At 62.3% G+C, this 23817-nt stretch carries 24 protein-coding genes and 1 tRNA gene; 1 reads left to right on the top strand and 24 read right to left on the bottom strand.

Going from position 1 to position 23817, the window contains the following annotated elements; genetic code table 11:
• Positions 1-8: 8 nt before the first annotated feature.
• From AC1RTA_RS11615 to rlmE, 24 genes are all read right to left on the bottom strand, one after another.
• Entirely contained in the window at positions 9-1490 is a 1482-nt protein-coding gene (locus tag AC1RTA_RS11615) for an NADH-quinone oxidoreductase subunit M (RefSeq protein WP_014238053.1), read from the bottom strand.
• Between the two features lie 20 nt (positions 1491-1510).
• On the bottom strand, positions 1511-3535 hold the full coding sequence (nuoL, locus tag AC1RTA_RS11610) for an NADH-quinone oxidoreductase subunit L (protein WP_130458754.1): 2025 nt from the start codon (positions 3533-3535) through the stop codon (positions 1511-1513).
• Positions 3536-3541: 6 nt separating this feature from the next.
• Positions 3542-3847 (bottom strand): NADH-quinone oxidoreductase subunit NuoK, encoded by a 306-nt coding sequence (gene nuoK / locus AC1RTA_RS11605; RefSeq protein ID WP_014238055.1) that lies wholly within the window; start codon positions 3845-3847, stop codon positions 3542-3544.
• Between the two features lie 54 nt (positions 3848-3901).
• Positions 3902-4504 carry an NADH-quinone oxidoreductase subunit J gene (locus AC1RTA_RS11600; RefSeq protein WP_014238056.1) on the bottom strand — a complete coding sequence of 201 codons (603 nt, stop codon included), beginning with the start codon at positions 4502-4504 and terminating at the stop codon, positions 3902-3904.
• Positions 4505-4515: 11 nt separating this feature from the next.
• Positions 4516-5004 (bottom strand): NADH-quinone oxidoreductase subunit NuoI, encoded by a 489-nt coding sequence (gene nuoI, locus AC1RTA_RS11595; RefSeq protein WP_014238057.1) that lies wholly within the window; start codon positions 5002-5004, stop codon positions 4516-4518.
• Positions 5005-5014: 10 nt separating this feature from the next.
• Positions 5015-6064 (bottom strand): NADH-quinone oxidoreductase subunit NuoH, encoded by a 1050-nt coding sequence (gene nuoH / locus AC1RTA_RS11590; protein ID WP_043799532.1) that lies wholly within the window; start codon positions 6062-6064, stop codon positions 5015-5017.
• Positions 6064-8394 carry an NADH-quinone oxidoreductase subunit NuoG gene (nuoG, locus tag AC1RTA_RS11585; RefSeq protein ID WP_492784785.1) on the bottom strand — a complete coding sequence of 777 codons (2331 nt, stop codon included), beginning with the start codon at positions 8392-8394 and terminating at the stop codon, positions 6064-6066. Before nuoG ends, nuoH begins: the two co-directional genes overlap by 1 nt.
• 12 nt (positions 8395-8406) lie before the next feature.
• Positions 8407-9735, bottom strand: a complete 1329-nt coding sequence (gene nuoF, locus AC1RTA_RS11580; RefSeq protein ID WP_014238060.1) for an NADH-quinone oxidoreductase subunit NuoF — start codon at positions 9733-9735, stop codon at positions 8407-8409.
• Positions 9735-10208, bottom strand: a complete 474-nt coding sequence (nuoE, locus tag AC1RTA_RS11575; RefSeq protein WP_014238061.1) for an NADH-quinone oxidoreductase subunit NuoE — start codon at positions 10206-10208, stop codon at positions 9735-9737. Before nuoE ends, nuoF begins: the two co-directional genes overlap by 1 nt.
• A complete protein-coding gene (locus AC1RTA_RS11570) occupies positions 10208-11461 on the bottom strand; it encodes an NADH-quinone oxidoreductase subunit D (RefSeq protein WP_014238062.1) in 1254 nt (417 codons plus the stop codon). Before AC1RTA_RS11570 ends, nuoE begins: the two co-directional genes overlap by 1 nt.
• Before the next feature lies 1 nt (position 11462).
• Entirely contained in the window at positions 11463-12056 is a 594-nt protein-coding gene (locus AC1RTA_RS11565; protein WP_130458756.1) for an NADH-quinone oxidoreductase subunit C, read from the bottom strand.
• A gap of 15 nt (positions 12057-12071) precedes the next feature.
• A complete protein-coding gene (locus tag AC1RTA_RS11560) occupies positions 12072-12548 on the bottom strand; it encodes a NuoB/complex I 20 kDa subunit family protein (protein ID WP_014238064.1) in 477 nt (158 codons plus the stop codon).
• A 4-nt stretch (positions 12549-12552) separates the two neighbouring features.
• Complete coding sequence (locus AC1RTA_RS11555) at positions 12553-12927, bottom strand: NADH-quinone oxidoreductase subunit A (protein ID WP_014238065.1); 375 nt, start codon at positions 12925-12927, stop codon at positions 12553-12555.
• A gap of 70 nt (positions 12928-12997) precedes the next feature.
• Positions 12998-13082, bottom strand: a tRNA-Leu gene (locus AC1RTA_RS11550).
• A gap of 65 nt (positions 13083-13147) precedes the next feature.
• On the bottom strand, positions 13148-13537 hold the full coding sequence (secG, locus tag AC1RTA_RS11545) for a preprotein translocase subunit SecG (protein ID WP_130458757.1): 390 nt from the start codon (positions 13535-13537) through the stop codon (positions 13148-13150).
• Between the two features lie 12 nt (positions 13538-13549).
• The gene (tpiA, locus tag AC1RTA_RS11540) at positions 13550-14308 is read right to left on the bottom strand and encodes a triose-phosphate isomerase (RefSeq protein WP_205229862.1); all 759 of its coding nucleotides are present in this window, start codon (positions 14306-14308) and stop codon (positions 13550-13552) included.
• Positions 14309-14503: 195 nt separating this feature from the next.
• The gene (gene pstB, locus AC1RTA_RS11535; protein WP_014238067.1) at positions 14504-15280 is read right to left on the bottom strand and encodes a phosphate ABC transporter ATP-binding protein PstB; all 777 of its coding nucleotides are present in this window, start codon (positions 15278-15280) and stop codon (positions 14504-14506) included.
• A 69-nt stretch (positions 15281-15349) separates the two neighbouring features.
• Positions 15350-16288: a phosphate ABC transporter permease PstA gene (gene pstA / locus AC1RTA_RS11530; protein WP_130458759.1), complete on the bottom strand. Its 939-nt coding sequence runs from the start codon at positions 16286-16288 to the stop codon at positions 15350-15352.
• Between the two features lie 2 nt (positions 16289-16290).
• Positions 16291-17214, bottom strand: a complete 924-nt coding sequence (pstC, locus tag AC1RTA_RS11525) for a phosphate ABC transporter permease subunit PstC (RefSeq protein ID WP_050804318.1) — start codon at positions 17212-17214, stop codon at positions 16291-16293.
• Between the two features lie 123 nt (positions 17215-17337).
• Positions 17338-18330, bottom strand: coding sequence for a PstS family phosphate ABC transporter substrate-binding protein (locus AC1RTA_RS11520; protein WP_014238070.1), 993 nt, complete (start codon positions 18328-18330; stop codon positions 17338-17340).
• A gap of 238 nt (positions 18331-18568) precedes the next feature.
• Positions 18569-19924: a phosphoglucosamine mutase gene (gene glmM / locus AC1RTA_RS11515; protein WP_492784784.1), complete on the bottom strand. Its 1356-nt coding sequence runs from the start codon at positions 19922-19924 to the stop codon at positions 18569-18571.
• 24 nt (positions 19925-19948) lie between these two features.
• A complete protein-coding gene (gene folP / locus AC1RTA_RS11510; RefSeq protein ID WP_492784783.1) occupies positions 19949-20773 on the bottom strand; it encodes a dihydropteroate synthase in 825 nt (274 codons plus the stop codon).
• A 79-nt stretch (positions 20774-20852) separates the two neighbouring features.
• Positions 20853-22736 (bottom strand): ATP-dependent zinc metalloprotease FtsH, encoded by a 1884-nt coding sequence (gene ftsH, locus AC1RTA_RS11505; RefSeq protein WP_014238073.1) that lies wholly within the window; start codon positions 22734-22736, stop codon positions 20853-20855.
• A gap of 91 nt (positions 22737-22827) precedes the next feature.
• Positions 22828-23460 (bottom strand): 23S rRNA (uridine(2552)-2'-O)-methyltransferase RlmE, encoded by a 633-nt coding sequence (gene rlmE, locus AC1RTA_RS11500; protein ID WP_014238074.1) that lies wholly within the window; start codon positions 23458-23460, stop codon positions 22828-22830.
• 35 nt (positions 23461-23495) lie between these two features.
• On the opposite strand from rlmE, the gene yhbY reads away from it, so the two are divergent.
• Positions 23496-23817 (top strand): ribosome assembly RNA-binding protein YhbY (gene yhbY, locus AC1RTA_RS11495; protein ID WP_492784782.1); only part of this gene is annotated, 322 nt, incomplete at its 3' end.

The following is a 23817-nucleotide window of genomic DNA, read 5'->3' as shown; positions in this document are numbered from 1 at the left end:
GGCTTCCATTATTGGAGTTTGCTCTGGGCCACGTGCTGCAGCAGGTCATTGACCGACGCATGCATCACTTCGGTGAAAGGCAGGGGATACAGGCCCATGCCCAGGACGCACAGGGCCAGGATGGCGAGGAAGAAGAATTCCCGTGCATTGATGTCTTCCAGTTCGGCCACGTGGCTGTTGGCAACGGCGCCGAAAACCACCCGCTTGTACATCCAGAGGGTGTAGGCAGCGCCAACGATCATGGTGGTGGCGGCAGCGAAAGCAACCCAGAAGTTGTACTCGACGGCCCCCAGGATCACCATGAACTCGCCGACGAAGCCAGAAGTGGCAGGCAGGCCGGCATTGGCCATGGAGAAGAGCATGAAGAAGGCGGCAAACTTGGGCATGGTGTTCACCACGCCGCCGTAATCGGCGATCTGGCGGCTGTGCATGCGGTCATACAGCACGCCGATGCAAAGGAACATGGCGCCGGAAACGAAGCCGTGGGAAATCATCTGCACCAGCGCACCCTCGACGCCCAGGGGGTTGAGCATGAAGAAGCCCAGGGTGACGAAGCCCATGTGGGCGATGGAGGAGTAGGCCACCAGCTTCTTCATGTCGGCCTGCACCAGGGCAACGAAACCGATGTAGATGACGGCAATGAGGGACAGGCCGATCATCAGGCCGGACAGCTCATGGGATGCATCGGGAGCGATGGGCAGGGAGAAGCGCAGGAAACCGTAGGCACCGAGCTTCAGGGCGATAGCGGCCAGCACCACGGAACCGCCGGTGGGCGCTTCCACGTGGGCATCGGGCAGCCAGGTGTGCACCGGCCACATCGGCACCTTGACGGCGAAGGCCACCAGGAAAGCCAGGAACAGCCAGATCTGGGTGGTCAGATCTAGGGGCAGCTGATGCCAGTCCTGGATGGAGAAGGAACCGCCGGACTGGAAGAAGAGATAGATCAGGGCGATCAGGAACAGCAGGGAGCCCATCAGGGTGTAGAGGAAGAACTTGATGGCGGCGTAAACCCGGTTGGGGCCGCCCCACATGCCGATGATCAGGTACAGGGGAATCAGGCTGGCTTCGAAGAAGACGTAGAACAGCACGCCGTCCAGAGCACAGAAGATGCCGTTGAGCAGACCGGACATGATCAGGAACGCGGCGTTGTACTGGGCCACCCGCTGCTCGATCACCTTCCAGCCGGCCAGCACCACCAGAATGGTGATGAAGGCGTTGAGGATGACGAAAGGCATGGAAATGCCGTCCACCCCCAGGTGGTAGTTGATGTTGAAGGGAGCGATCCAGGAGGCCTGTTCGACGAACTGCATGGCACTGGTGGCCTTGTCGAAACCGGTATAGAGCGGCAGGGTCACCAGCAGACCCAGGACGGCTCCGAGCAGGGCCAGGCCGCGGGCCAGGGGCGCGTTGCGGTCGGAGCCGGTGAACAACACCACCAGACCGGCCACAATCGGGGTCCAGATGGCGAGAGAGAGCAAGTAACCAGACATATTGATCCCAGTCTTCTAGCTTAGGCGCGGTTAAACCAGAGGGTCAGCAGCACGAACACGCCGATGATCATGGTGAAGGCATAGTGGTAGATGTAGCCGGACTGGAAGAAGCGGACCACGGAAGCGATCGCTCCCACCAGACGGGCGGAACCATTCACCAGCAGACCGTCGATCAGCGCCACGTCACCGCCTTTCCACAGGCCGCGGCCCAGGAGGCGGGCACCGCCGGCAAAGACCACTTCGTTGAACTTGTCGAAGTAGTACTTGTTGTCCAGCAGGGTGTAGATACCGGAGAAACGGGCCTTGATGGCAGCCGGGATGTCGGGGCGCTTCATGTAGAAGAACCAGGACAGGGCAACGCCGGAGAAGGCCAGCCAGAACACCGGGGTGGTCACGGCGTGCAGCGCCATGGCGACGGCACCGTGGAAGTGGTGGTGCAGGGCTTCCATCACCGGGTGGGCCTCTTCATTGACGTGGATGACGCCCTTGAAGTAGTCGCCGAAGAGCATGGGCTCGATGGCGATGTAACCGATGATCACGGACGGAATGGCCAGGGCGATCAGGGGCACGGTCACCACCCAGGGAGACTCGTGGGGCTTCTGACCGGGAGCCAGGCCGTGGTGGTGGTCGTCGGCCGGTTCTTCGTCCTCATGGTCGCCATGATGATCGTGGTGAGCCTTGCCAAAGCGTTCCTCGCCATGGAAGACCAGGAAATACATGCGGAAGGAATAGAAGGCGGTGATGAAGACACCGGCCATGACCGCAAAGTAGGCGTACTTGGCGCCGGCGATGTTGGACAGGGCCACCGCTTCGATGATGGAATCCTTGGAGTAGAAACCGGCGAAGAACGGCGTGCCGATCAGGGCCAGGGAACCGATCAGGGATGTGATCCAGGTGATGGGCATGTACTTGCGCAGGCCGCCCATGTTGCGCATGTCCTGGTCGTGGTGCATGCCGATGATGACGGAACCGGCACCGAGGAACAGCAGGGCCTTGAAGAAGGCGTGGGTCATCAGGTGGAAGATGGCCACGGAGTAGGCGGAAGCGCCCAGGGCCACGGTCATGTAACCCAACTGGGACAGGGTGGAATAGGCCACCACGCGCTTGATGTCGTTCTGGATGATGCCGAGGAAGCCCATGAACAGGGCGGTGGTGGCACCGATCACCAGGACGAAGGACAGGGCCGTGTCGGACAGCTCAAACAGCGGGGACATGCGGGCCACCATGAAGATGCCGGCAGTCACCATGGTCGCCGCGTGGATCAGGGCGGAGATGGGGGTCGGGCCTTCCATGGAATCGGGCAGCCACACGTGCAGCGGCACTTGGGCGGATTTGCCCATGGCGCCGATGAACAGGCAGATGCAGGCAACGGTCATGAGGGACCAGTCGGCGGAACCCCAGATGTTGATGGTCTTGTTAGCCAGTTCAGGTGCCTTGGCGAACACGGTGGCGTAGTCCAGGCTGCCGAAATGGGCCAGCACCAGGCCGATGCCGAGAATGAAACCGAAGTCGCCGACCCGGTTCACCAGGAAGGCCTTCATGTTGGCGAAGATGGCGGTGGGACGGGTGTACCAGAAGCCGATCAGCAGGTAGGAAACCAGGCCCACGGCTTCCCAGCCGAAGAAGAGCTGCATGAAGTTGTTGCTCATCACCAGCATCAGCATGGAGAAGGTGAACAACGAGATGTAGCTGAAGAAGCGGTTGTAGCCGGGGTCTTCCTGCATGTAGCCGATGGTGTAGAGGTGCACCATCAGGGAGACGGAGGTCACCACCAGCATCATGGTCACCGTCAGCTTGTCGATCAGGAAACCCACTTCGAACTTGTATTCGCCGCTGGCCAGCCACTGATAGACGGTGCCGTTGAAACTGTTACCCGCCAGCACGTCCTGGAAGATGACGATGGAGGTGATGAACGCCACGGCCACCCCCAGGATGGTGGCCGTGTGGGCCAGCCAGCGGGGAATGACGCGGCAGAACAGGCCGGCGACGATGGCACCCGCCAGGGGGGCCAGGGGAACCAGCAGATAGAGGCTCTTCATATCCATAGATGCTTAACCCTTCAGGCTGTCCAGATCATCCACATGGATGGTGCGCAGATTGCGGAACAGCACCACCAGGATGGCGAGGCCGATTGCAGATTCGGCCGCGGCGACGACGAGGATGAAGAAAACGGCGAGTTGCCCGGCCAGATCCTGCATGTAATGGGAGAACGCGATGAAATTCATGTTCACCGCCAGCAGCATCAGTTCGATCGCCATGAGCAGCACGATCAGGTTCTTCCGGTTAAGGAAGATACCGAGCACGCTGATGGCGAAGAGAATCGCGCCAAGCACGAGGAAATGCGACAGAGTAAGCAAGGGGCCTCCCTTATCCTTCTTCAGCAGACTGCGGCCAGGCCGCAGCCACGTTGTTTAGTCCTGTTTTTCGGCCGGCATCTGCAAAACGCGAATGCGGTCGGCTGCCTTCACGAACACCTGCTTAGCAGGATCGGTGTACTTGGTCTTCTTGGCGCCCCGATGGGTCAGGACGATGGCGGCGATCAGGGCCACCAGCAGAATCACCGACGCCAGTTCGAAGGGATAGACGTACTCGGTGAAGAGCAGACGACCCAGTTCCTTGACGTTGGAGACACCGGCGGCAGTCTGGGGCACCTGGGCTTCGGCAGCGCCGAGGTACTGGCTACCCAGGATGGCGCCCATTTCCACGACCATCAGCAGGCCGACCACGGCCCCCAGGGGCAGGTAGTTCCAGAAGCCCTCGCGAATGCGGTCAATGTTGATGTCCAGCATCATGACGACGAAGAGGAACAGCACCATCACCGCGCCGACATAGACCAGAACGATGGAGATGGCGAGGAACTCGGCCTGCAGCAGCGCCCATACGCCACCGGCGCTGAAGAAGGACAGCACCAGATGCAGGGCGGCATGGACCGGGTTACGGGCAGTGATCACCCGCAGGGCGGCGTAAACCAGAATCGCCGACAGGAAGTAGAAAACGACAGTCTTGAATTCCATTTCAGGTCCCGTCAGCGGAATTTGGCATCGGCTTCACGGTCAGCGGCGATCTGCGCTTCGTAGCGGTCGCCGTTGGCCAGGAGCATCTGCTTGGTGTAGTAGAGATCGCCGCGCTTTTCGCCGTGATACTCGAAAATGCGGGTTTCGACGATGGCATCGACCGGGCAGGCTTCTTCGCAGAAACCGCAGAAGATGCACTTGGTCAGGTCGATGTCGTAGCGCGTGGTGCGACGGGAACCGTCATCCCGCTGAGCCGCTTCAATGGTGATGGCCATCGCCGGACAGACCGCTTCACACAGCTTGCAGGCAATGCAGCGCTCTTCCCCGTTGGGGTAGCGACGCAGGGCATGCAGGCCACGGAAGCGCGCACTTTGCGGAGTTTTCTCTTCCGGATACTGAACGGTGATCTTGCGGGCGAAGAAATAGCGCCCGGTAACGCTCATACCCTGGAACAGTTCCTTGAGGAACAGGCTCTTAACAATATCTTTCATGGCACCCATGGTGTAATCCTCACTTCCAGATGTTCAGGGGCGACATCATCCAGACGCCGACCACGGTGAACCACACCAGGCTAACCGGAATGAACACCTTCCAGCCCAGACGCATGATCTGGTCGAAACGGTAGCGCGGGAAGGTGGCACGGAACCAGAGGAACAGGAACAGCACGAAGGACATCTTCGCGGCCAGCCAGAAGAAGCCGTCGGGCAGGAATCCCACCGGAGACAGCCAGCCGCCCAGGAACAAAAGGGAGGTCAGGGCTGCAATCAGGATCATGTTGGCGTATTCGGCCAGGAAGAACAGGGCGAACGCCATGCCGGAGTATTCCACCATGTGGCCGGCCACGATTTCGGATTCACCTTCCACCACGTCGAACGGGGCCCGGTTGGTTTCAGCCACACCGGAGACCAGGTAGACAATGAACATGGGCAGCAGGGGCAGCCAGTTCCAGGAAAGGAAGGTCAGGCCCATGCCGGCGAAGATGCCGTGATCCTGGGCCCGCACGATTTCGGTGAGGTTCAGGCTGTTGGACACCATCAGCACGGTCACCAGGGCAAAGCCCATGGAGATTTCGTAGGACACCATCTGGGCCGCGGAACGCATGGCACCGAGGAAGGCGTACTTGGAGTTGGAAGCCCAACCGGCCAGGATGATGCCGTACACGCCCATGGAGGCGATGGCCATGATGTAGAGCAGGCTGGCATCGATATTGGCCACACCCAGGCCGTCGGCAAAGGGCACCACCGCCCAGGCAGCCAGCGCCGGAGCGATGGCCAAGCCGGGAGCAATCAGATAGACCCACTTGTCGGCACCGGACGGAACGATGATTTCCTTCAGCAACAGCTTGAGGCCGTCGGCGATCGGCTGGATCAGGCCCAGGGGACCGACCCGGTTGGGACCGATCCGCACGTGCATGTAGGCGATGACCTTGCGCTCGAAGTAGGTCAGGTAGGCCACACCCAGCAGCAGGGGGGCAACCACGGCGACGATCTTGAGCAGGTTCCAGACCACCGGCCAGGCAGGGCCGAAAACGCCCTGAATGAATTGCTGCAGCATATCCATCATGCACGCTCCACGGTGATGGTGCCGAACAGGTCACCCAAGGCCGCAGTAGCGGCATGGGCGGCGGAAACCCGCACGCAACCGGCAGGAGTCCCTTCGTCCAGCTTCAGGGTCAGGGTGGCAGTACCGTCGCCCTGGCGCACACGAACCTGGGCGCCCTCTTCCAGCCCCAACTGGGCTGCCGTGGCGCCGTTGGTGCGGGCCACGGGGGCCTGCCCGTCACGGGTGCGCAACAGGGAAGGCGCGCGACGCACCAGGGTGTCGGCGAAGTGGATGGGCACATCGCCCACCCGCTGCAGACCCGCAGGGGCCGGGGCCAGTGCCACATTCACACCGCTGATGCCGTTGTCGAGACCGGCGGCGAATTCGGTGCCCTGCCCCAGCAACTCGTCGCGCACTGCTTCGGCGCTTTCGTAATCGAAGCCGGAAAGGTTGAGCACATTACCCAGGACGCGGAAGATCTTCCAGGCCGGACGGGCTTCGCCCAGGGGCCGCACCACACCGTTGAAGCTCTGCACGCGGCCTTCGGCATTGAGGAAGGTACCGGCAGTTTCGGTGAAGGGGGCAACGGGCAGCATCACATCGGCGTACTCCAGGGCCGGCGCGTGCTTGAAGGCGGACATGAACACCACCAGCTTGGCCTGCTTGAGGGCGGCCAGGGTCTGCTGGGCATTGGCAAAGTCGAACTCGGGCTCGGCATTCAGCAGCAGATAGCCCTGACGGGGCTGTTCCAGCATGGTGCGGGCATTGAGCTTGCCCGGCAGAGCGCCGGCCACATAACCGCCGACGCTGTTGGCGGCCTCGCCGATGAAGCCGACGGTGGCGCCGGTGATCTTGCCCAGTTCGTTGGCCAGCACCTGCAGCTGGGCGGCGTCGCCGGACTGCTGGGCCACGCTGCCGAGGAACACGGCCTTCTTCTCGCCATCCACCAGGGACTGGGCGATCTTCTGGGCGGTTTCACAGGGATTGAGGCTGTCCAGACCGGCGGGCACTGCCACGCCCTTGATCTGGGCGGCGGCCTTGACCACGGCACCGAGACCGCGGATCAGGTCGGCCGGGGCCAGGGTCAGGCGGGCATGGGTGTTGATCAGCTGGTCATCGCCGGCCACATCGATGAAGCTCACCTTGGTGAACTTCTTGGCGGCCTGGCGCAGGCGCTGGGCAAAGAGGGCGGCATCCTTGCGCAGGAAGGAACCGACCACCAGGGCACCGTCCAGATCCTTGATCTCGGCCAGCTTCAGGCCCAGCCAGGGAGTGCCGGCACGCTTGCCGTCGGCGGAGAAGTCGCGCTGACGCAGACGGAAGTCCACGTTGTCGCAACCCAGGCCGGCCGCCAGCTTCTTGGCCAGAGCCAGTTCTTCCAGGGTGGCGTGGGGAGACAGCAGGAAGCCCAGGGCATCGCCGCCGAACTCACGGGAGACGTCCTTCAGACCGTGGGCCACGTAGTCCAGGGCCACGTTCCACTCCACTTCCTTCCATTCGCCGCCCTGCTTGACCATGGGCTTGGTCAGGCGCTCTTCGCTGTTCAGGGCTTCGTAGGAGAAACGGTCCTTGTCGGAAATCCAGCACTCGTTCACTTCCTCGTTTTCACGGGGCAGAACGCGCATGACCTTGTTGCCCTTGACCTGGACCACCAGGTTGGCGCCGAGGGAATCGTGGGGGCTGACGGACTTGCGACGCTGCAGTTCCCAAGTGCGGGCGCTGTAGCGGAAAGGCTTGGAGGTCAGGGCACCCACCGGGCACAGGTCGATGGCATTGCCGGACAGCTCGGAATCCACGGTGCGGGCCATGAAGGTGGTGATCTCGGAATGGAAATTCCGGTTCGCCATGCCCAGTTCCATGATGCCGGCAATCTCCTGGCCGAAGCGCACGCAACGGGTACAGTGGATGCAACGGCTCATCTCCTCCATGGAGATGAGGGGGCCGATGTCCTTGTGGAACACCACCCGCTTCTCTTCCTGGTAGCGGCTCTTGACGCCGCCGTAGCCCACGGAAAGATCCTGGAGCTGGCATTCGCCGCCCTGGTCGCAGATGGGGCAGTCCAGGGGGTGGTTGATGAGGAGGAATTCCATCACACCCTTCTGGGCCTTGACGGCCAGCTCGGAGTGGGTGAACACCTTCATGCCGTTGGTCACGGGAGTGGCACAGGCCGGCAGCGGCTTGGGCGCCTTCTCCACTTGCACCAGACACATGCGGCAGTTGGCGGCGATGGAAAGCTTCTTGTGGTAGCAGAAGTGCGGAATGTAGACACCCACCTGCTGCGCGGCATCCATCACCGTGCTGCCGTCGGGTACCTCGGCCTTCTTGCCGTCGATTTCGATTTCAAGCATGTCGCTTAAGCCTCAGTTCTGAGCCTTGAAGAACCCGCTACCCGCCCGCTGGACATCCTTGGGCACGAGACAGGTCTTGTGTTCGATGTGGTGCACGAATTCGTCGCGGAAGTGCTTGATGAAGCTCTTCACGGGGAAGGCGGCGGCGTCGCCCAAGGCGCAGATGGTGCGGCCCATGATGCCTTCGCAGACGGAATCCAGCAGATCCAGGTCGTCGGGACGGCCCAGGCCGTGCTCGATGCGGCTCACCACCTTATACAGCCAGGGGGTGCCTTCACGGCAGGGAGTGCATTGGCCGCAGGACTCTTCGTGATAAAAGAAGGAGAGGCGCTCCAGGGCCTTGACCATGCAGGTGGTCTCGTCCATGACGATGACCGCACCGGAGCCCAGCATGGAGCCGGCCTTGCTGATGGAGTCATAGTCCATGGTGCATTCCATCATCACGTCGCCGGGCAGCACCGGAGCGGAAGAGCCACCGGGAATCACCGCCTTGAGCTTGCGACCGCCGCGCACGCCGCCGGCCATCTCCAGCAGGGTGCTGAAGGGGGTGCCCAGCGGAATCTCGTAGTTGCCGGGACGATTGACGTGGCCGGAAATGGAGAACAGCTTGGTACCGCCGTTATTGGGCTTGCCCAGGTTGAGGAACTTCTCGCCACCGTCCCGGATGATGAAGGGGATGGAGCCGAAGGTCTCGGTGTTGTTGATGGTGGTGGGCTTGCCGTAAAGGCCGAAGGAGGCGGGGAACGGCGGCTTGAAGCGGGGCTGGCCCTTCTTGCCTTCGATGGACTCCAGCAGGGCGGTTTCTTCACCGCAAATGTAGGCGCCGTAGCCGTGGTGGGCGAACAGTTCGAAGTTGAAACCGGAACCCAGGATGTTCTGGCCGATGAAGCCGGCGGCACGGGCTTCGTCCAGGGCATCCTCGAAGCGCTTGTACACTTCCCAGATTTCGCCGTGGATGTAGTTGTAGCCGCGGGTGGCCCCCATGGCGTAGGCGGCAATGGCCATGCCTTCGATCACGGAATGGGGGTTGTAGCGCAGGATGTCCCGGTCCTTGAAGGTGCCGGGCTCGCCCTCGTCGGAGTTGCAGACCACGTACTTGTCGCCGGGGAAGGAGCGGGGCATGAAGCTCCACTTCAGGCCGGTGGGGAAACCGGCGCCGCCCCGTCCGCGCAAGACGGAGGTCTTCACTTCGGCAATGACCTGTTCCTGGGGAATCTTTTCCGCCAGGATTTTCTTCAGGGCCTCGTAGCCGCCGCGGGCCACGTAATCCTTCAGGCTCCAGCCCGCGTCACCGTTCCAGCCGGCGGTCAGGGTGGGGTTGATCGCTCCCAGAATGGCCATTATTTCAACTCCGCCAGCAGTTGGTCGATCTGTTCCGGATTCATGTGGCTGCACATGGACCGGTTATTGACGATCATCACCGGGGCGTCGCCGCAGGCTCCCATGCACTCACCCATGACCAGGGTGAACTTGCCATCGGGAGTGGTCTCGCCGTAGCCGATGCCCAGCTTCTGCTGCAGGTACTCACCGGCGTGTTCGCCGCCGGTCAGGGCGCAGGGCAGATTGGTGCAGACGGTGAGCTTGTACTTGCCCACCGGCTTGCGATCGTACATGTTGTAGAAGGAGGCCACTTCCAGGGCCGCCATGGGCGGCATGCCGAGATAGTTGGCGACGAACTCGATGGTTTCGTCGGCCAGCCAGCCTTTTTCTTCCTGGGCGATCGCCAGAGATGCCATCACCGCCGACTGCTTTTGATCAGCCGGATACTTGGCGACCTCGCGGTCGATCTTCTTGAGGGATTCGGGAGTCAGCATCAGCGGTCAATCTCGCCAAAAACGATGTCCTGGGAGCCGATGATCGTCACCACGTCGGCGATCATGTGGCCCCGTGCCATCTCGTCCATGGCCGCCAGGTGGGCGTAGCCAGGAGCACGGATTTTCATGCGATACGGCTTGTTGGCACCGTCGGAGACGAAATAGATGCCGAACTCGCCCTTGGGATGCTCGACGGCGGCATAGGCCTCGCCTTCGGGCACGTGGATGCCTTCAGTGAAGAGCTTGAAGTGGTGGATCAGCTCTTCCATGTTGGACTTCATGCCTTCGCGGGCCGGCGGTGCAACCTTGTGGTTGTCGGTGATGACCGGACCCGGGTTCTTGCGCAGCCAGTCGATGCACTGCTTGATGATGCGGTTGGACTGGCGCATTTCTTCCATACGCACCAGATAGCGGTCGTAGGAGTCGCCGTTCACGCCGACGGGAATGTCGAAATCCAGATCGGCATAGACTTCGTACGGCTGCTTCTTGCGCAGGTCCCAGGCAATGCCGGAGCCGCGCAGCATGGCGCCGGTGAAGCCGAGCTGCAGGGCGCGCTCGGGGCTGACCACGCCGACGTTCACCAGACGCTGCTTCCAGATCCGGTTGTCGGTCAGGAGGGTGTGGTACTCGTCCAGATAGGTCGGGAAGCGATTGGTGAAGTCTTCCAGGAAATCCAGCAGGGAACCGGTGCGGTTCTCGTTCAGGGTCTTGACCGTGGACGCGCTCTTGAAGCGGTTCTCGGTGTATTGGGGCATGCGGTCCGGCAGGTCGCGATAGACGCCGCCCGGACGGTAGTAGGCTGCGTGCATGCGGGCACCGGAAACGGCCTCGTAGGCATCGACCAAGTCTTCCCGCTCGCGGAAGGTGTACAGCACCATGGCCATGGCACCCACGTCCAGGCCGTGACAGCCGATCCACAGCAGGTGATTGAGCAGACGGGTGATCTCGTCGAACATCACACGGATGTACTGGGCACGGACCGGCACCTCGATGCCCAGCAGCTTTTCGACGGCCAGGCAGTAGGCATGCTCGTTGGACATCATGGACACATAGTCCAGACGGTCCATATAGGGCACGGACTGAATCCAGGTGCGGGTTTCCGCCAGCTTCTCGGTAGCCCGGTGCAGCAGGCCGATGTGCGGATCGGCGCGCTGCACGACTTCGCCGTCGAGCTCCAGCACCAGGCGCAGCACACCGTGGGCCGCAGGGTGCTGGGGCCCGAAGTTCATGGTGTAGTTACGAATTTCGGCCATATCAGACGTCCCCGTAATTCTCTTCGCGCACGATGCGCGGCGTGTTTTCGCGCGGTTCGATGGTCACCGGCTGGTAGATCACCCGACCCTGGTCCGGGTCGTAGCGCATTTCGACATAACCGGAAATGGGGAAGTCCTTGCGGAAAGGATGGCCGATGAAGCCGTAATCCGTCAGGATGCGGCGCAGATCTTCGTGACCCGGGAAGACGATGCCGAACAAGTCGAAGGCTTCGCGCTCGAACCAGTTGGCGGAACTCCAGACATTGACGACGGAATCCACCGCGGGGAAGGCATCATCCGGCGCGAAGACACGCACCCGCAGACGCCAGTTCTTGGCCACCGACAACAGGTGGACCACCACCGCGTAGCGCTTGCCGCTCCAGCCGTCGTTGCCGTAGGTGGAGTAATCGACGCCGCACAGGTCGATCAACTCGTCGAAACACAGGGCTTCGGAATCGCGCAACTCCTGCATCACCTGCAGATAATCGGCGGCATCGACTTCGATGGTCGCTTCACCGAGGGCCAGCTTGAGACTCTTGAGGCGCTCACCGAACTGCGCCTGCAGGCTCTGGCCAAGGGTTTCCAGTTTGGACATGGGAACTCTCCAGGATCAGCGGGCGATGGTATTGGTACGGCGGATCTTGTTCTGCAGCTGCACCAGACCGTAAAGCAGGGCTTCAGCGGTCGGGGGGCAGCCCGGAACGTAGATATCCACCGGCACAATGCGGTCACAACCGCGCACCACGGAATAGGAATAATGGTAGTAGCCACCGCCGTTGGCACAGGAACCCATGGAGATGACCCAGCGGGGCTCCGGCATCTGGTCGTAGACCTTGCGCAGGGCGGGAGCCATCTTATTGGTCAGGGTGCCGGCCACGATCATCACGTCGGACTGACGGGGGCTGGGACGGAAAACGATACCGAAGCGGTCCAGGTCGTAGCGGGAACAGCCGGCGTGGATCATTTCCACGGCGCAGCAGGCCAGACCGAACGTCATGGGCCACAGGGAGCCCGTACGCATGTAGTTGATCAGCTTGTCAGCGGTAGTCGTGACAAAGCCTTCCTGCAGAATACCTTCGATAGCCATACGCTTACTCCCACTCCAGCGCGCCCTTGACCCAGGCGTAGATGTATCCGACCACCAGAATGGCGATAAAAACCATCATTTCGGCGAAACCAAACCACTTCACGGCCTCGGTATTGACGATTTCCTTGAAAATCGTGGCCCAGGGGAAGAGGAAGGCAATTTCCAGGTCGAACAGGATGAAGAGGATGGCGATCAGGTAATACCGCACATCGAACTTCATACGGGCGTCTTCGAAGGCTTCGAAGCCGCATTCGTAGGGGGAGAGCTTTTCAGCGTCGGGACGGTTGGGAGCAATCAGCCAACCAAGGACAATCGGCAGAACACCGATGGCGATGCCGACCAGAATGAATAATAAGATCGGGAAGTAGTTTTCCAGCATGATCCGCCGCGCTATCGCTTCGTTCTGAAGCCCAACGACCCCTGGCGGAACCACTGGACTTCGTTGCAATTGGTGCCGACGGCGAGACTCGAACTCGCACGACTTACGTCACTACCCCCTCAAGATAGCGTGTCTACCAATTTCACCACGTCGGCACTGCCACTCTGGCACGGCAATTCGAGGACTTCTGCTTTCCGTACCAGAGAACCAAACCCAAAAATTACTTGGGAATGTCTTTCGCTTTCGAACCAACTCCAGCATCTGCCGCTGCAGCGGCGGCATCGCCGCCAACCACAGCCGGCGCGCCATTCGGCGCAGAAGCAGGCGCGGATTGTACAGCTTCCTGCATCACACTGCCACTATTTTTCGGCTTGGCCGAAGCAAGATAGGCGAGCGCCAGGCTGGTCGAAAAGAAAACGATCGCGAGGATGGCGGTGGTACGGGACAGGAAGTTGGCAGAACCAGTAGCGCCGAACAAACTGCCGGACGCACCGCTACCAAACGCAGCCCCCATATCGGCACCCTTGCCATGCTGGATCAGGACCAAACCAATGATCCCCAGGGCCGCCAGGATATGCACCACCAACACCACAGAAAACAGGTAATTCATGTCACTCTTTTCTCAAAAGGCAGCCGCACGACAAATGGCCACGAATTCTTCCGCCACCAGGGATGCGCCGCCGACCAAAGCCCCGTCGATATCGGGCATGGCAAACAACTCCGCCGCATTCCCCGCCTTGACGCTGCCACCGTAGAGCACACGCACTCCGGCAGCCACTTCTGCATTTCTTGCCGCCAGTCGGGCACGAATCCCTTCATGCACCGCCTGGGCCTGGGCGGGAGAGGCCGTGAGGCCGGTACCGATGGCCCACACGGGCTCATAGGCAACCACCGCTCCGGCGAAAACCTCAACACCCGCCGCATCCAGGACCGCATCCAGCTGAGCAGCAACCACCTCAGCCGTCTGACCGGACTCCCGCTGAGCCAGGGTTTCACCGACACACAGAATCGGCACCAACCCGCCCGCCAGAGCCTGCTTGAACTTCTTTGCCACCAGCCCGTCATCCTCGCCATAGAGCGCCCGGCGCTCCGAGTGGCCGACGATGACATAGCGACAGCCAAAATCCTTGAGCATTGCCGCACTTACCTCACCGGTAAATGCCCCCGAGACTTGCTCGCTCAGGTTTTGCGCCCCCCAACTCACTTCAGTCTTAGCCAGCTCCTGCTGGGCCTGAGCCAGGTACGGATAGGGAACACAAACGGCACACTCGACCGCAGCGGCAAGCCCCTTCACCCCGGCAACCACACCCTGAAGCAGGGAACGGTTGGCTGCCAAGCCGCCATGCATCTTCCAGTTTCCAACAACCAGTTTTTGGCGCATGACTCAAAGACTCGGATCAGGTGAAGCGCCCCCAAAACGGGAGTGCATAAAACTTTTTAATTATATCTTTTAGAAGACTCCCGGGTCAATGCAAAACCGGAGATACCGGATGCGCCGCAAACCAAGAAAAACGGCCGGGAAGGCCGGCCGTTTCTATGATTTATGGCAAATTCCGCCACTCGCAAAAAAGGACAATCAACCGAAGCGGCCGGTGATGTAGTCCTCGGTCTGCTTCTTCTGGGGCTTGATGAAAATCTGGTCGGTGATGCCGAACTCGATCAGTTCCCCCAGGTACATGTAGGCCGTGAAGTCGGAAACCCGTGCCGCCTGCTGCATGTTGTGGGTAACGATGAGGATGGTGACCTTTTCCTTCAGCTCGGACACCAGTTCTTCGATGCTGGCGGTGGCGATGGGGTCCAGGGCGGAAGTGGGCTCGTCGAAAAGCAGCAGTTCGGGATCGGTAGCCAGGGCCCGGGCGATGCACAGGCGCTGCTGCTGGCCGCCGGAAAGATTGAAGGCCAGATCGTCCAGGCGGTCCTTCACCTCGTCCCACAGAGCCGCGCCGCGCAGGGCCTCCTCCACCTTCTCGTCGAGCACGGTGCGCTTCTTCTCGCCGCGCACGCGCAGGCCGTAGGCAACGTTCTCGTAGATGGACTTGGGGAAAGGATTGGGTTTCTGGAACACCATGCTGATGCGCATGCGCACTTCGATGGGATCCACCTTCTCGGCCAGCAGGTTGGTCTGGTCGGGGAAGAAGTTGATGGCGCCCTGATAGCGGTTGCCCGGGTAGAGGTCGTGCATGCGGTTGAAGCAGCGCAGGAAGGTGGATTTGCCGCAGCCGGAAGGACCGATCAGGGCCGTCACCTTCTTCTCGTAGACCGGCATGTTGAGACCCTTGAGGGCATGGAAACCGCCGTAGAAGAAATTCAGGTCCTTCGCTTCGGCCTTGACGATCGGGGTTGCAGTGGTCATGGATTAATTCCTGTTGGAGCGCCTGTTAAAGGCAGGCACGGTCAATTCGATAGAGGGCGAGGTCCGGCCTTACCACTTGATGTTCTTGCGCAGGCGATAGCGGATCCAGATCGCCAGGGCATTCATGGTCAGGGTCATCAGCACAAGGACGAAGCCGGCAGCGGCCGCATTCTGGTGGAAAGCCTCTTCGGGACGGGAGGTCCAGTTGAACATCTGGATCGGCATCACCGTGAAGGGGGCGAAGACCCAGTCGAAGGGACCGGCCATGGGCTCGCCGGTGAAGGGTGCCGGCGGCAGGAAGGCAATGAAGGTCAGAGCGCCGATGGTGATGATGGGCGCCGTCTCGCCGATGGCCCGGGCCATGCCGATGATGACCCCGGTGAGGATGCCGGCGGAGGAATAGGGCAGGATGTGATCCCGCACCACCTGCCACTGGGTGGCACCGCAACCGTAGGCACCTTCCCGCACATAGATGGGAATGGCGCGGATGGCCTCCCGGGTGGCGACGATGACCACCGGCAGGATCAAGAGAGCCAGGGTCAGGCCGGCGGAGAGGATGCTCTGGCCGAAGCCGAACTGATAGACGAAGATGCCCAGGGCCAGCAGGCCATAGACGATGGAAGGCACGCCGGCCAGGTTGGTGACGTTGATCTCGATGATGTCGGTCATCAGGTTCTTCGGCGCGTATTCCTCCAGGTAGACCCCGGCGGCCACGCCCAGGGGCACGGCGGCCAGGGCGGTGACGATCATCACCAGGGTGGAGCCCACCCAGGCGGAGAGGATGCCCGCCTGCTCCGGACGACGGGAGGGGAAGTTGGTGAAGAAATCCACCGACAGGCGGGGACCGCCTTCCACCACCATCTGGGCGAAGAGGGAAACGAAGGTCAGCACGCCCAGCATCAGGGCGCACAGGCCGAGCAGGGCGAACAGGAGATCCCAGCGCTTGTGGCGCGCGATGATGCGGCGGATTTCCTGCAGACGGGCAGCAACGACAGCGGTATCGCTCATGATCAGTAAGCCTCGCGGAACTTCTTGCGCATGATGTGACCGATGACGTTGAAGAACAGGGTAATCAGCATCAGGGTCAGACCCGCGGCGAAAATGGTCTGGTAGCCCACGGAACCGTGGGGCAGGTCGCCCAGGGCCACCTGGACGATGTAGGCGGTGATGGTGGCCGCCGGCTCCAGGGGATTCCAGGTCAGGTTGGGCTGCATGCCGGCGGACACGGCCAGGATCATGGTCTCGCCCACCGCCCGGGAGATGCCCAGGATGTAAGCGGCGGCCAGGCCGGAAGTGGCGGCGGGCGCCACCACCTTGACCGCGGTCTGGAAGCGGGTGGCGCCCATGGCGTAGGAGCCCTCGCGCAGGCTCATGGGCACGGCGCGCATGGCATCCTCGGCCACCGAGCTGACGTAGGGCACGATCATGATGCCCATGACGATGCCGGCGGACAGCAGGTTGAAGCCGGGCAGGTCCGGGTAAATCTGCTGCAGCAGCGGGGTGATGAACATCAGGGCGAAGTAGCCGTAGACGATGGTCGGCACGCCGCCCAGCAATTCAAGGAAGGGCTTGGCGATTTCGCGCACCTTGAAGGGGGCGAACTCGGAAAGGTAGATGGCGATGATGGTCCCCAGGGGAATGGCCACCAGCAGGGCCACACCGGAGCTCACCAGGGTGCCGGAAACCAGGGGCAGGATGCCGAAATGGGCATCGTCAAACAGAGGCGTCCACTGGGTATCGGTAAGGAAGTCGATGAGGGGCACGTGGTCGAAGAAGACCAGGGACTCCTTCACCAGGATAAAGACGATCCCGGCCGTGGTCGCCACGGAAACCAGGGCTGCCGCCAGCAGGATGAATTCAATGATGGTTTCGCGCAGGTGGCGGGTACGCCGCCGCACGAAACGCTCGCTCACATGGTCAAGGGGTACGGCCACAGGCGCATCCGATACAAGGGTGGAAGACATAACGGGATTTTCGGGGCTCATTCTAATGGAGTCCGGCAGGGCCGGGGCTCAAAAAAGGCGGCCCGCCGCAACGGGCCGCCCTGCTGCAACAGCTTAGAGTTGAGCTTCGCGCTTGATCAGTTCTTCGATCTTCATGCCGACAGCTTCAGTGCCACCGAAGACGGTGCCGGCCTTCTTCTTGGCCAGGCGTTCCCGGTTGGCTTCATACACCTTGCCGGGCAGGGCCACGTACTTCACTTCCTTGACCAGCTTGGGGGCGTTCTTCAGATAGAACTCGACGAACTCCTTGACCTCGGGCTTTTCCAGGGACTTGGCGTTCACGTAGATGAAGATGGGACGGGACAGGGGAGCGTAGGAACCGTTCTCCACGGTCTCGGGGGAAGGCAGGACGCCGCCCTTGCCGTTGTCGATGGACACGGCCTTCAGCTTCTTCTGGTTTTCGATGTAGTAGGCGTAGCCGAAGTAGCCCAGGCCGCCCTTGTCGCGGGAAACGCCCTGCACCAGCACGTTGTCGTCTTCGGAGGCGGTGTAGTCGCCGCGGGAGGACTTGGCCTTGCCGACCACGGCTTCGGTGAAGTAGTCGAAGGTGCCGGAATCGGCGCCGGGACCGTAGAGCTTCAGGGGCACGTCCGGATAGGCCGGGTTCACCTGGTTCCAGTTGGTGATCTTGCCCTGGGCGGCGGGTTCCCAGATGGCCTTCAGTTCGGCCACGGTCATGTTCTTGATGAAGTTGTTCTGGGGATTGACGATGACGGTCAGGGCGTCATAGGCAATGGGCAGTTCGTAGTAGGCAATGCCCAGTTCCTTACAGGCGTCCATTTCCTTCTTCAGGATGGGACGGGAGGCATTGGAAACGTCGGTCTCGCCGCGGCAAAACTTCTTGAAACCGCCGCCGGTGCCGGAAATACCCACGGTCACCTTGATGGCGTTCTTCTTTTCCTTCTGGAAGTCCTCGGCCACCGCCTCGGTAATGGGATACACGGTGGAAGAGCCATCCACCTTCACCAGTGCGGACTGGGCGTGGGCGATACCGGAAACGGCCAGGCCGGCAAGACCCAGGGCAGCGGCGATTTTGGCAAATTTCATCAGGTTTTCTCCTTGGAGGGGTTACACGCATAAGACGGTGCATTTCACTACCCTGCGGAGTCTACCTAGCCACTATTACACTTCCGTTACATCGCTGTAATAAATCCGGACCGGCCCCCTCCTCCACCGGAAAGGTCAGCCAAGATCAAGCAAAGACGGGCATCTTCACCATGCCATGGCCAGGATGCCCGCCCTTCCTGCCTCCCCGGGATGCCCCCGGGAAGAATACCGCCCTGCCTTATTCGCCGACGGCCTGGCGCACGGCACCGGCCAGGTTCTCCGCCAGACGGGCGATCAGCTCGCCGTCCCGGCCCTCCACCATCACCCGCAACAGGGGTTCGGTACCGGAAGCGCGCAGCAGCACCCTGCCCCGCCCGTCCAGCTCCGCCTCCACCGCCCGCTGGGCCGCGGCAATGGCCGGACTGTCCTGCCAGGGGAAGCCCTTGGGCATGGGCACGTTGATCAGTTTCTGCGGATACAGCACCAGGTCGCCGAGCAGGGCCTTGAGGCTGCCGCCCTGCTGGCACAGGGCCGCCAGCACCTGCAGCGCCGCGATGATGCCGTCGCCGGTGGTGTGCCGGTCGAGGCAGAGGATGTGGCCGGAATTCTCGCCGCCGTAGAGCCAGCCGTTCTGCACCAGCTTTTCCAGCACGTAGCGGTCGCCCACGGCAGCCCGGGCGAAGGGAATGTCCAGGGCCTTGAGGGCATCTTCCAGGGCCAGGTTGGTCATCAGGGTGCCGGCCACGCCGGCCACCGGGCCCAGGGCCTGGCGGCCGCGGACGATGGCGTAGAGCAACTGGTCGCCGTCGTAGACGTTGCCCTCCCCGTCCACCATCACCAGCCGGTCGCCGTCGCCGTCCAGGGCGATGCCCAGATCGGCCCGCTGGCCCAGCACCGCTTCCTTGAGGGCCTTGGGCGCCGTGGCGCCGACGGCGGCGTTGATGTTGAGGCCGTCCGGACGGTTGCCGATGGCCACCACGTCCGCCCCCAGCTCGTGGAAGACGTCCGGCGCGATGTGGTAGGCGGCACCATGGGCGCAGTCCACCACGATCTTCAGGCCGCGCAGGTCCAGATCGTTGGGGAAGGTGCTCTTGCAGAATTCGATGTAGCGACCCCGGGCGTCGTCGATGCGCCGGGCCTTGCCCAGGCGATCCGAGGACACGCAGCCCATGGGCGCTTCCACGCCGGCCTCGATGGCATGTTCCACCGCATCCGGCAGCTTGGTGCCCTGGGCCGAGAAGAACTTGATGCCGTTATCGTAGAAGGGGTTGTGGGAGGCGGAGATGACGATGCCGGCCTGCAGCCGCAGGGCCCGGGTCAGGTAGGCCACCGCCGGCGTCGGCATGGGACCCACCAGGCAGACATCGACGCCGGCGGCGGAAAAACCGGCCTCCAGGGCCGCTTCCAGCATGTAGCCGGAAATCCGGGTGTCCTTGCCGATCAGCACCGCCGGACGCTCGCCGGCGGGCAGCCCGTCCTGGGCCACCAGCACCTGGCCGGCGCTGTAACCCAGGCGCATGGCGAAATCCGGCGTGATCGGCGCTTCGCCGACGCGGCCCCGCACACCATCGGTACCGAAATATTTTCTGCTCATGGTTGTCCTCGTAACTTTCAGTGTTCAGGCGGCCACGGCCTGCCAAACAGTCAGGGCGTCCCGGGTGGCGGCCACGTCATGCACCCGCAGGATGCGGGCGCCGCGCTGGGCAGCCAGGAGATGGGCGGTCACGCTGGCCGCCAGCCGCTCTGCCACGGGCTTGCCGGTGAGGGCGCCCAGCATGGTCTTGCGCGACATGCCGGCGAGGACGGGCAGGCCGTCCACCGTGGTTTCCGGCAGGTGGCGCAACAAGGCCAGGTTGTGTTCCAGGGTCTTGCCAAAGCCGAAGCCCGGGTCCAGCACCAGGCGCTCGTCGGCGATGCCGGCGGCCCGGGCAGCGGCAACCCGCCGGGCCAGGAAATCCCGCACCTCCGCCACCACATCGCCGTAGCTGGGCTGCTGCTGCATGGTGCGGGGTTCGCCCTGCATGTGCATGAGGCAGAGGCCGCAATCGCTGTCAGCCACAGCATCCAGGGCGCCGGGATAGCTCAGGGCGGCGATGTCGTTGATCATGTCGGCGCCGGCCGCCAGCACGGCCCGCATCACTTCCGGCTTGTAGGTATCCACCGAGAGGGGCACGCCGCAATCCTTGAGGGCCGCCAGCACCGGCAGCAGCCGCTCCAGCTCTTCCTCCGCGGTGGCCGGGATGGCGCCGGGACGGGTCGATTCGGCCCCCAGGTCCAGCATGTCGGCACCGGCCGCAATCTGGGCCCGGGCGTGGGCCACGGCCCGTTCCGCATCGGTGGCCAGGCCGTCGCCGGAAAAGGAGTCGGGGGTGAGATTGACGATCCCCATGATCAGGGGCCGTTCCAGGGAAAGGGTGAATTTCCCGCAGCGCAAAAGGGGCATGTGGACAGCAGACAAAAGAAAAGGCCGGAAGGATGATCCTCCCGGCCCCGTATTGTAACGCCTGGCAACCAGCCCGTGATCAGGCCGTGGCGGCAGCGCTGGGCGCGGCGCCCGGGGAATTGCTGTCGGCGGACGACTTGGGCGGCGTCTGGGGCGCCTTGGGCGGGCGCGGTTCCTTGCCTTCCATGATGTCGTTGATCTGGTCCGCGTCGATGGTTTCCCACTCCAGCAGGGCGGCGGTCATAGCCTCCACCTTGTCCCGGTTGTCTTCCAGCAGCTTGCGGGCAAGGCCGTACTGCTGGTCGATGATGCGGCGGATTTCCTTGTCCACCAGCTGCATGGTGGCTTCGGAAACGTTCTTGTGGGTGGTGACGGAACGGCCGAGGAATACTTCGCCTTCGTTCTCGCCATAAACCATGGGCCCCAGGGCGTCGGTCATGCCGTAGCGGGTGACCATATCCCGGGCCATCTGGGTGGCACGCTCGAAGTCGTTGGAAGCGCCGGTGGTCATCTGGTTCATGAACACCTCTTCGGCGATGCGGCCGCCGAAGAGAATGGCGATGCGGTTCATCAGATATTCCCGGTCGTAGGCGTAACGGTCTTCCACCGGCAGCTGCATGGTGACGCCGAGGGCCCGGCCCCGGGGAATGATGGTGACCTTGTGCACCGGGTCGGCCTTGGGCAGCAGCTTGGCGACAACGGCATGGCCGGACTCGTGGTAGGCCGTGTTGCGCTTTTCTTCCTCGCTCATGACCATGCTGCGGCGCTCGGCGCCCATCATGATCTTGTCCTTGGCCTTCTCGAAGTCCTCCATGTCCACCAGGCGCTTGTTGCTGCGGGCAGCAAAGAGGGCAGCTTCGTTCACCAGGTTGGCCAGGTCGGCACCGGAGAAACCGGGGGTGCCGCGGGCCACGATGTCGGCACGCACGTCACCGGCCACCGGCACCTTGCGCATGTGCACCTTGAGGATTTCCTCCCGGCCGCGGATGTCGGGCAGGGGCACCACCACCTGGCGGTCGAAACGACCCGGACGCAGCAGGGCGGGGTCGAGCACGTCGGGACGGTTGGTGGCGGCAATGACGATGATGCCGGTATGGCCCTCGAAACCGTCCATTTCCACCAGCAGCTGGTTCAGGGTCTGTTCCCGCTCGTCGTTGCCACCGCCCAGGCCGGCACCGCGCTGGCGACCGACGGCGTCGATTTCGTCGATGAAGATGATGCAGGGGGCGTGCTTCTTGGCGTTTTCGAACATGTCGCGGACCCGGGCTGCGCCCACGCCGACGAACATTTCCACGAAGTCGGAACCGGAGATGGAGAAGAACGGCACCTTGGCCTCGCCGGCGATGGCCTTGGCCAGCAGGGTCTTACCCGTACCCGGGTTGCCCACCATCAGCACGCCCTTGGGAATGCGGCCGCCCAGCTTCTGGAACTTGGAGGGGTCCCGCAGGAAATCCACCAGCTCGGAGACTTCTTCCTTGGCCTCGTCGCAGCCGGCCACGTCGGCAAAGGTGACGGTGTTGTTGGATTCGTCCAGCATGCGGGCCTTGGACTTGCCGAAGGAAAAGGCGCCGCCCTTGCCGCCGCCCTGCATCTGGCGCATGAAGAAGACCCAGACGCCGATGAGGAGCAGCATGGGGAACCAGCTGACGAAGATGCTCATCAGCATGGAAGGTTCTTCATCCGGCTTGGCCTCGATCTTGACGCCGTACTTGAGCAGGTCGGAAACCAGCCAGATGTCGCCCGGCGAATAGGAAGTGACGCGCTTGCCTTCCGTCGTGGTGGCCTTGAGGGTGCGGCCTTCCATCACCACCTTGTTGATACGACCAGCCTTCACCTCGTCGATGAACTGGGAGTATTCCATGGAGTTCTGGGCAACCTGACGGTTGTTGAACTGATTGAACACCGTCATCAGGACCAGGCCAATCACCAGCCAGATGGCCAGGTTTTTAAACATGTTGTTCAAGTGTGCTCCTCTCGCCGCTCAACGGCGGCTAAACCTCGAATGCCACGAATGGTCCATTCTAAACCGAAAGCCGGTCTGACAGCAGGCGGGGCTATACGGACCCACCATGTTTGAGACGCCGGCCGAGCAGATAGAGTTCCGGACTGCGATCCCGGGACGACTTGGGCTTGCGTGTCGCCACCACCTCGAAGGTCTCCCGCATGGCCGCCAGGAACTCGTTGAAACCGCTGCCCTGGAAGACTTTGACGAGGAATGCACCATCCGGCTTGAGGTGCTCCCGGGCGAATTCCAGGGCCAGTTCGCACAGATAGATGGAGCGCGCCTGATCGGAAACGTTCACCCCCGATATATTGGGGGCCATGTCCGAAAGTACAAGCCCCACCTGGCGCCCCGCCAGGCGCGACTCGAACTCCCGCAGCACTGATTCCTCGCGGAAATCCCCCTGCATGAAGTCCACCCCGGCGATACCCTGCATTTCCAGAAGGTCGATGGCGAACACCTTGCCGCCCTCCCCCACCCGCTGCACGGCCACCTGGCACCAGCCGCCGGGGGCCGCCCCCAGGTCCACCACCACCTCGCCGGGCTTGAGGAGTTTGTCCTTGTCGTCGATCTCGAGCAGCTTGAAGGAGGCGCGGGAACGCCAGCCCTCGGCCTTGGCCCGATGGACAAAATGATCATTGACGTGTTCTTGCAGCCACGCCTTGCTGGTCTTGGAACGTGCCATCCAGTAGAATCCGCGTTTTGAATCAGGTGCTTCCTATGCTTTCCCTCAATGCCGACCAGCGCCGCGCTCTGCGAGCCCGTGCCCATTCCCTCGACCCCGTCGTCAGCATCAGCCAGAACGGCCTCTCTGAAGGGGTGATGAAGGAGATCGACGCCTCCCTGAAGAGCCATGAGCTCATCAAGGTCCGGGTGTACAACGACAACCGGGAAGAACGGGAACAGTTCCTCCAGGAAATCTGCCAGCAACTCGACGCTGCCCCGGTGCAGCACATCGGCAAACTGCTGGTACTGTGGCGCCCCACTCTGGACGCCGCCGGCAAGCCGGTCAAGGCCGCCCCCCAGCGCCGTCCCCGCTCCG

Source organism: Azospira sp. MPR-E4, assembly GCF_058809645.1.
Note: the sequence above shows the minus strand (reverse complement) of the source record. Positions and strands in the feature narration are given on the sequence as shown.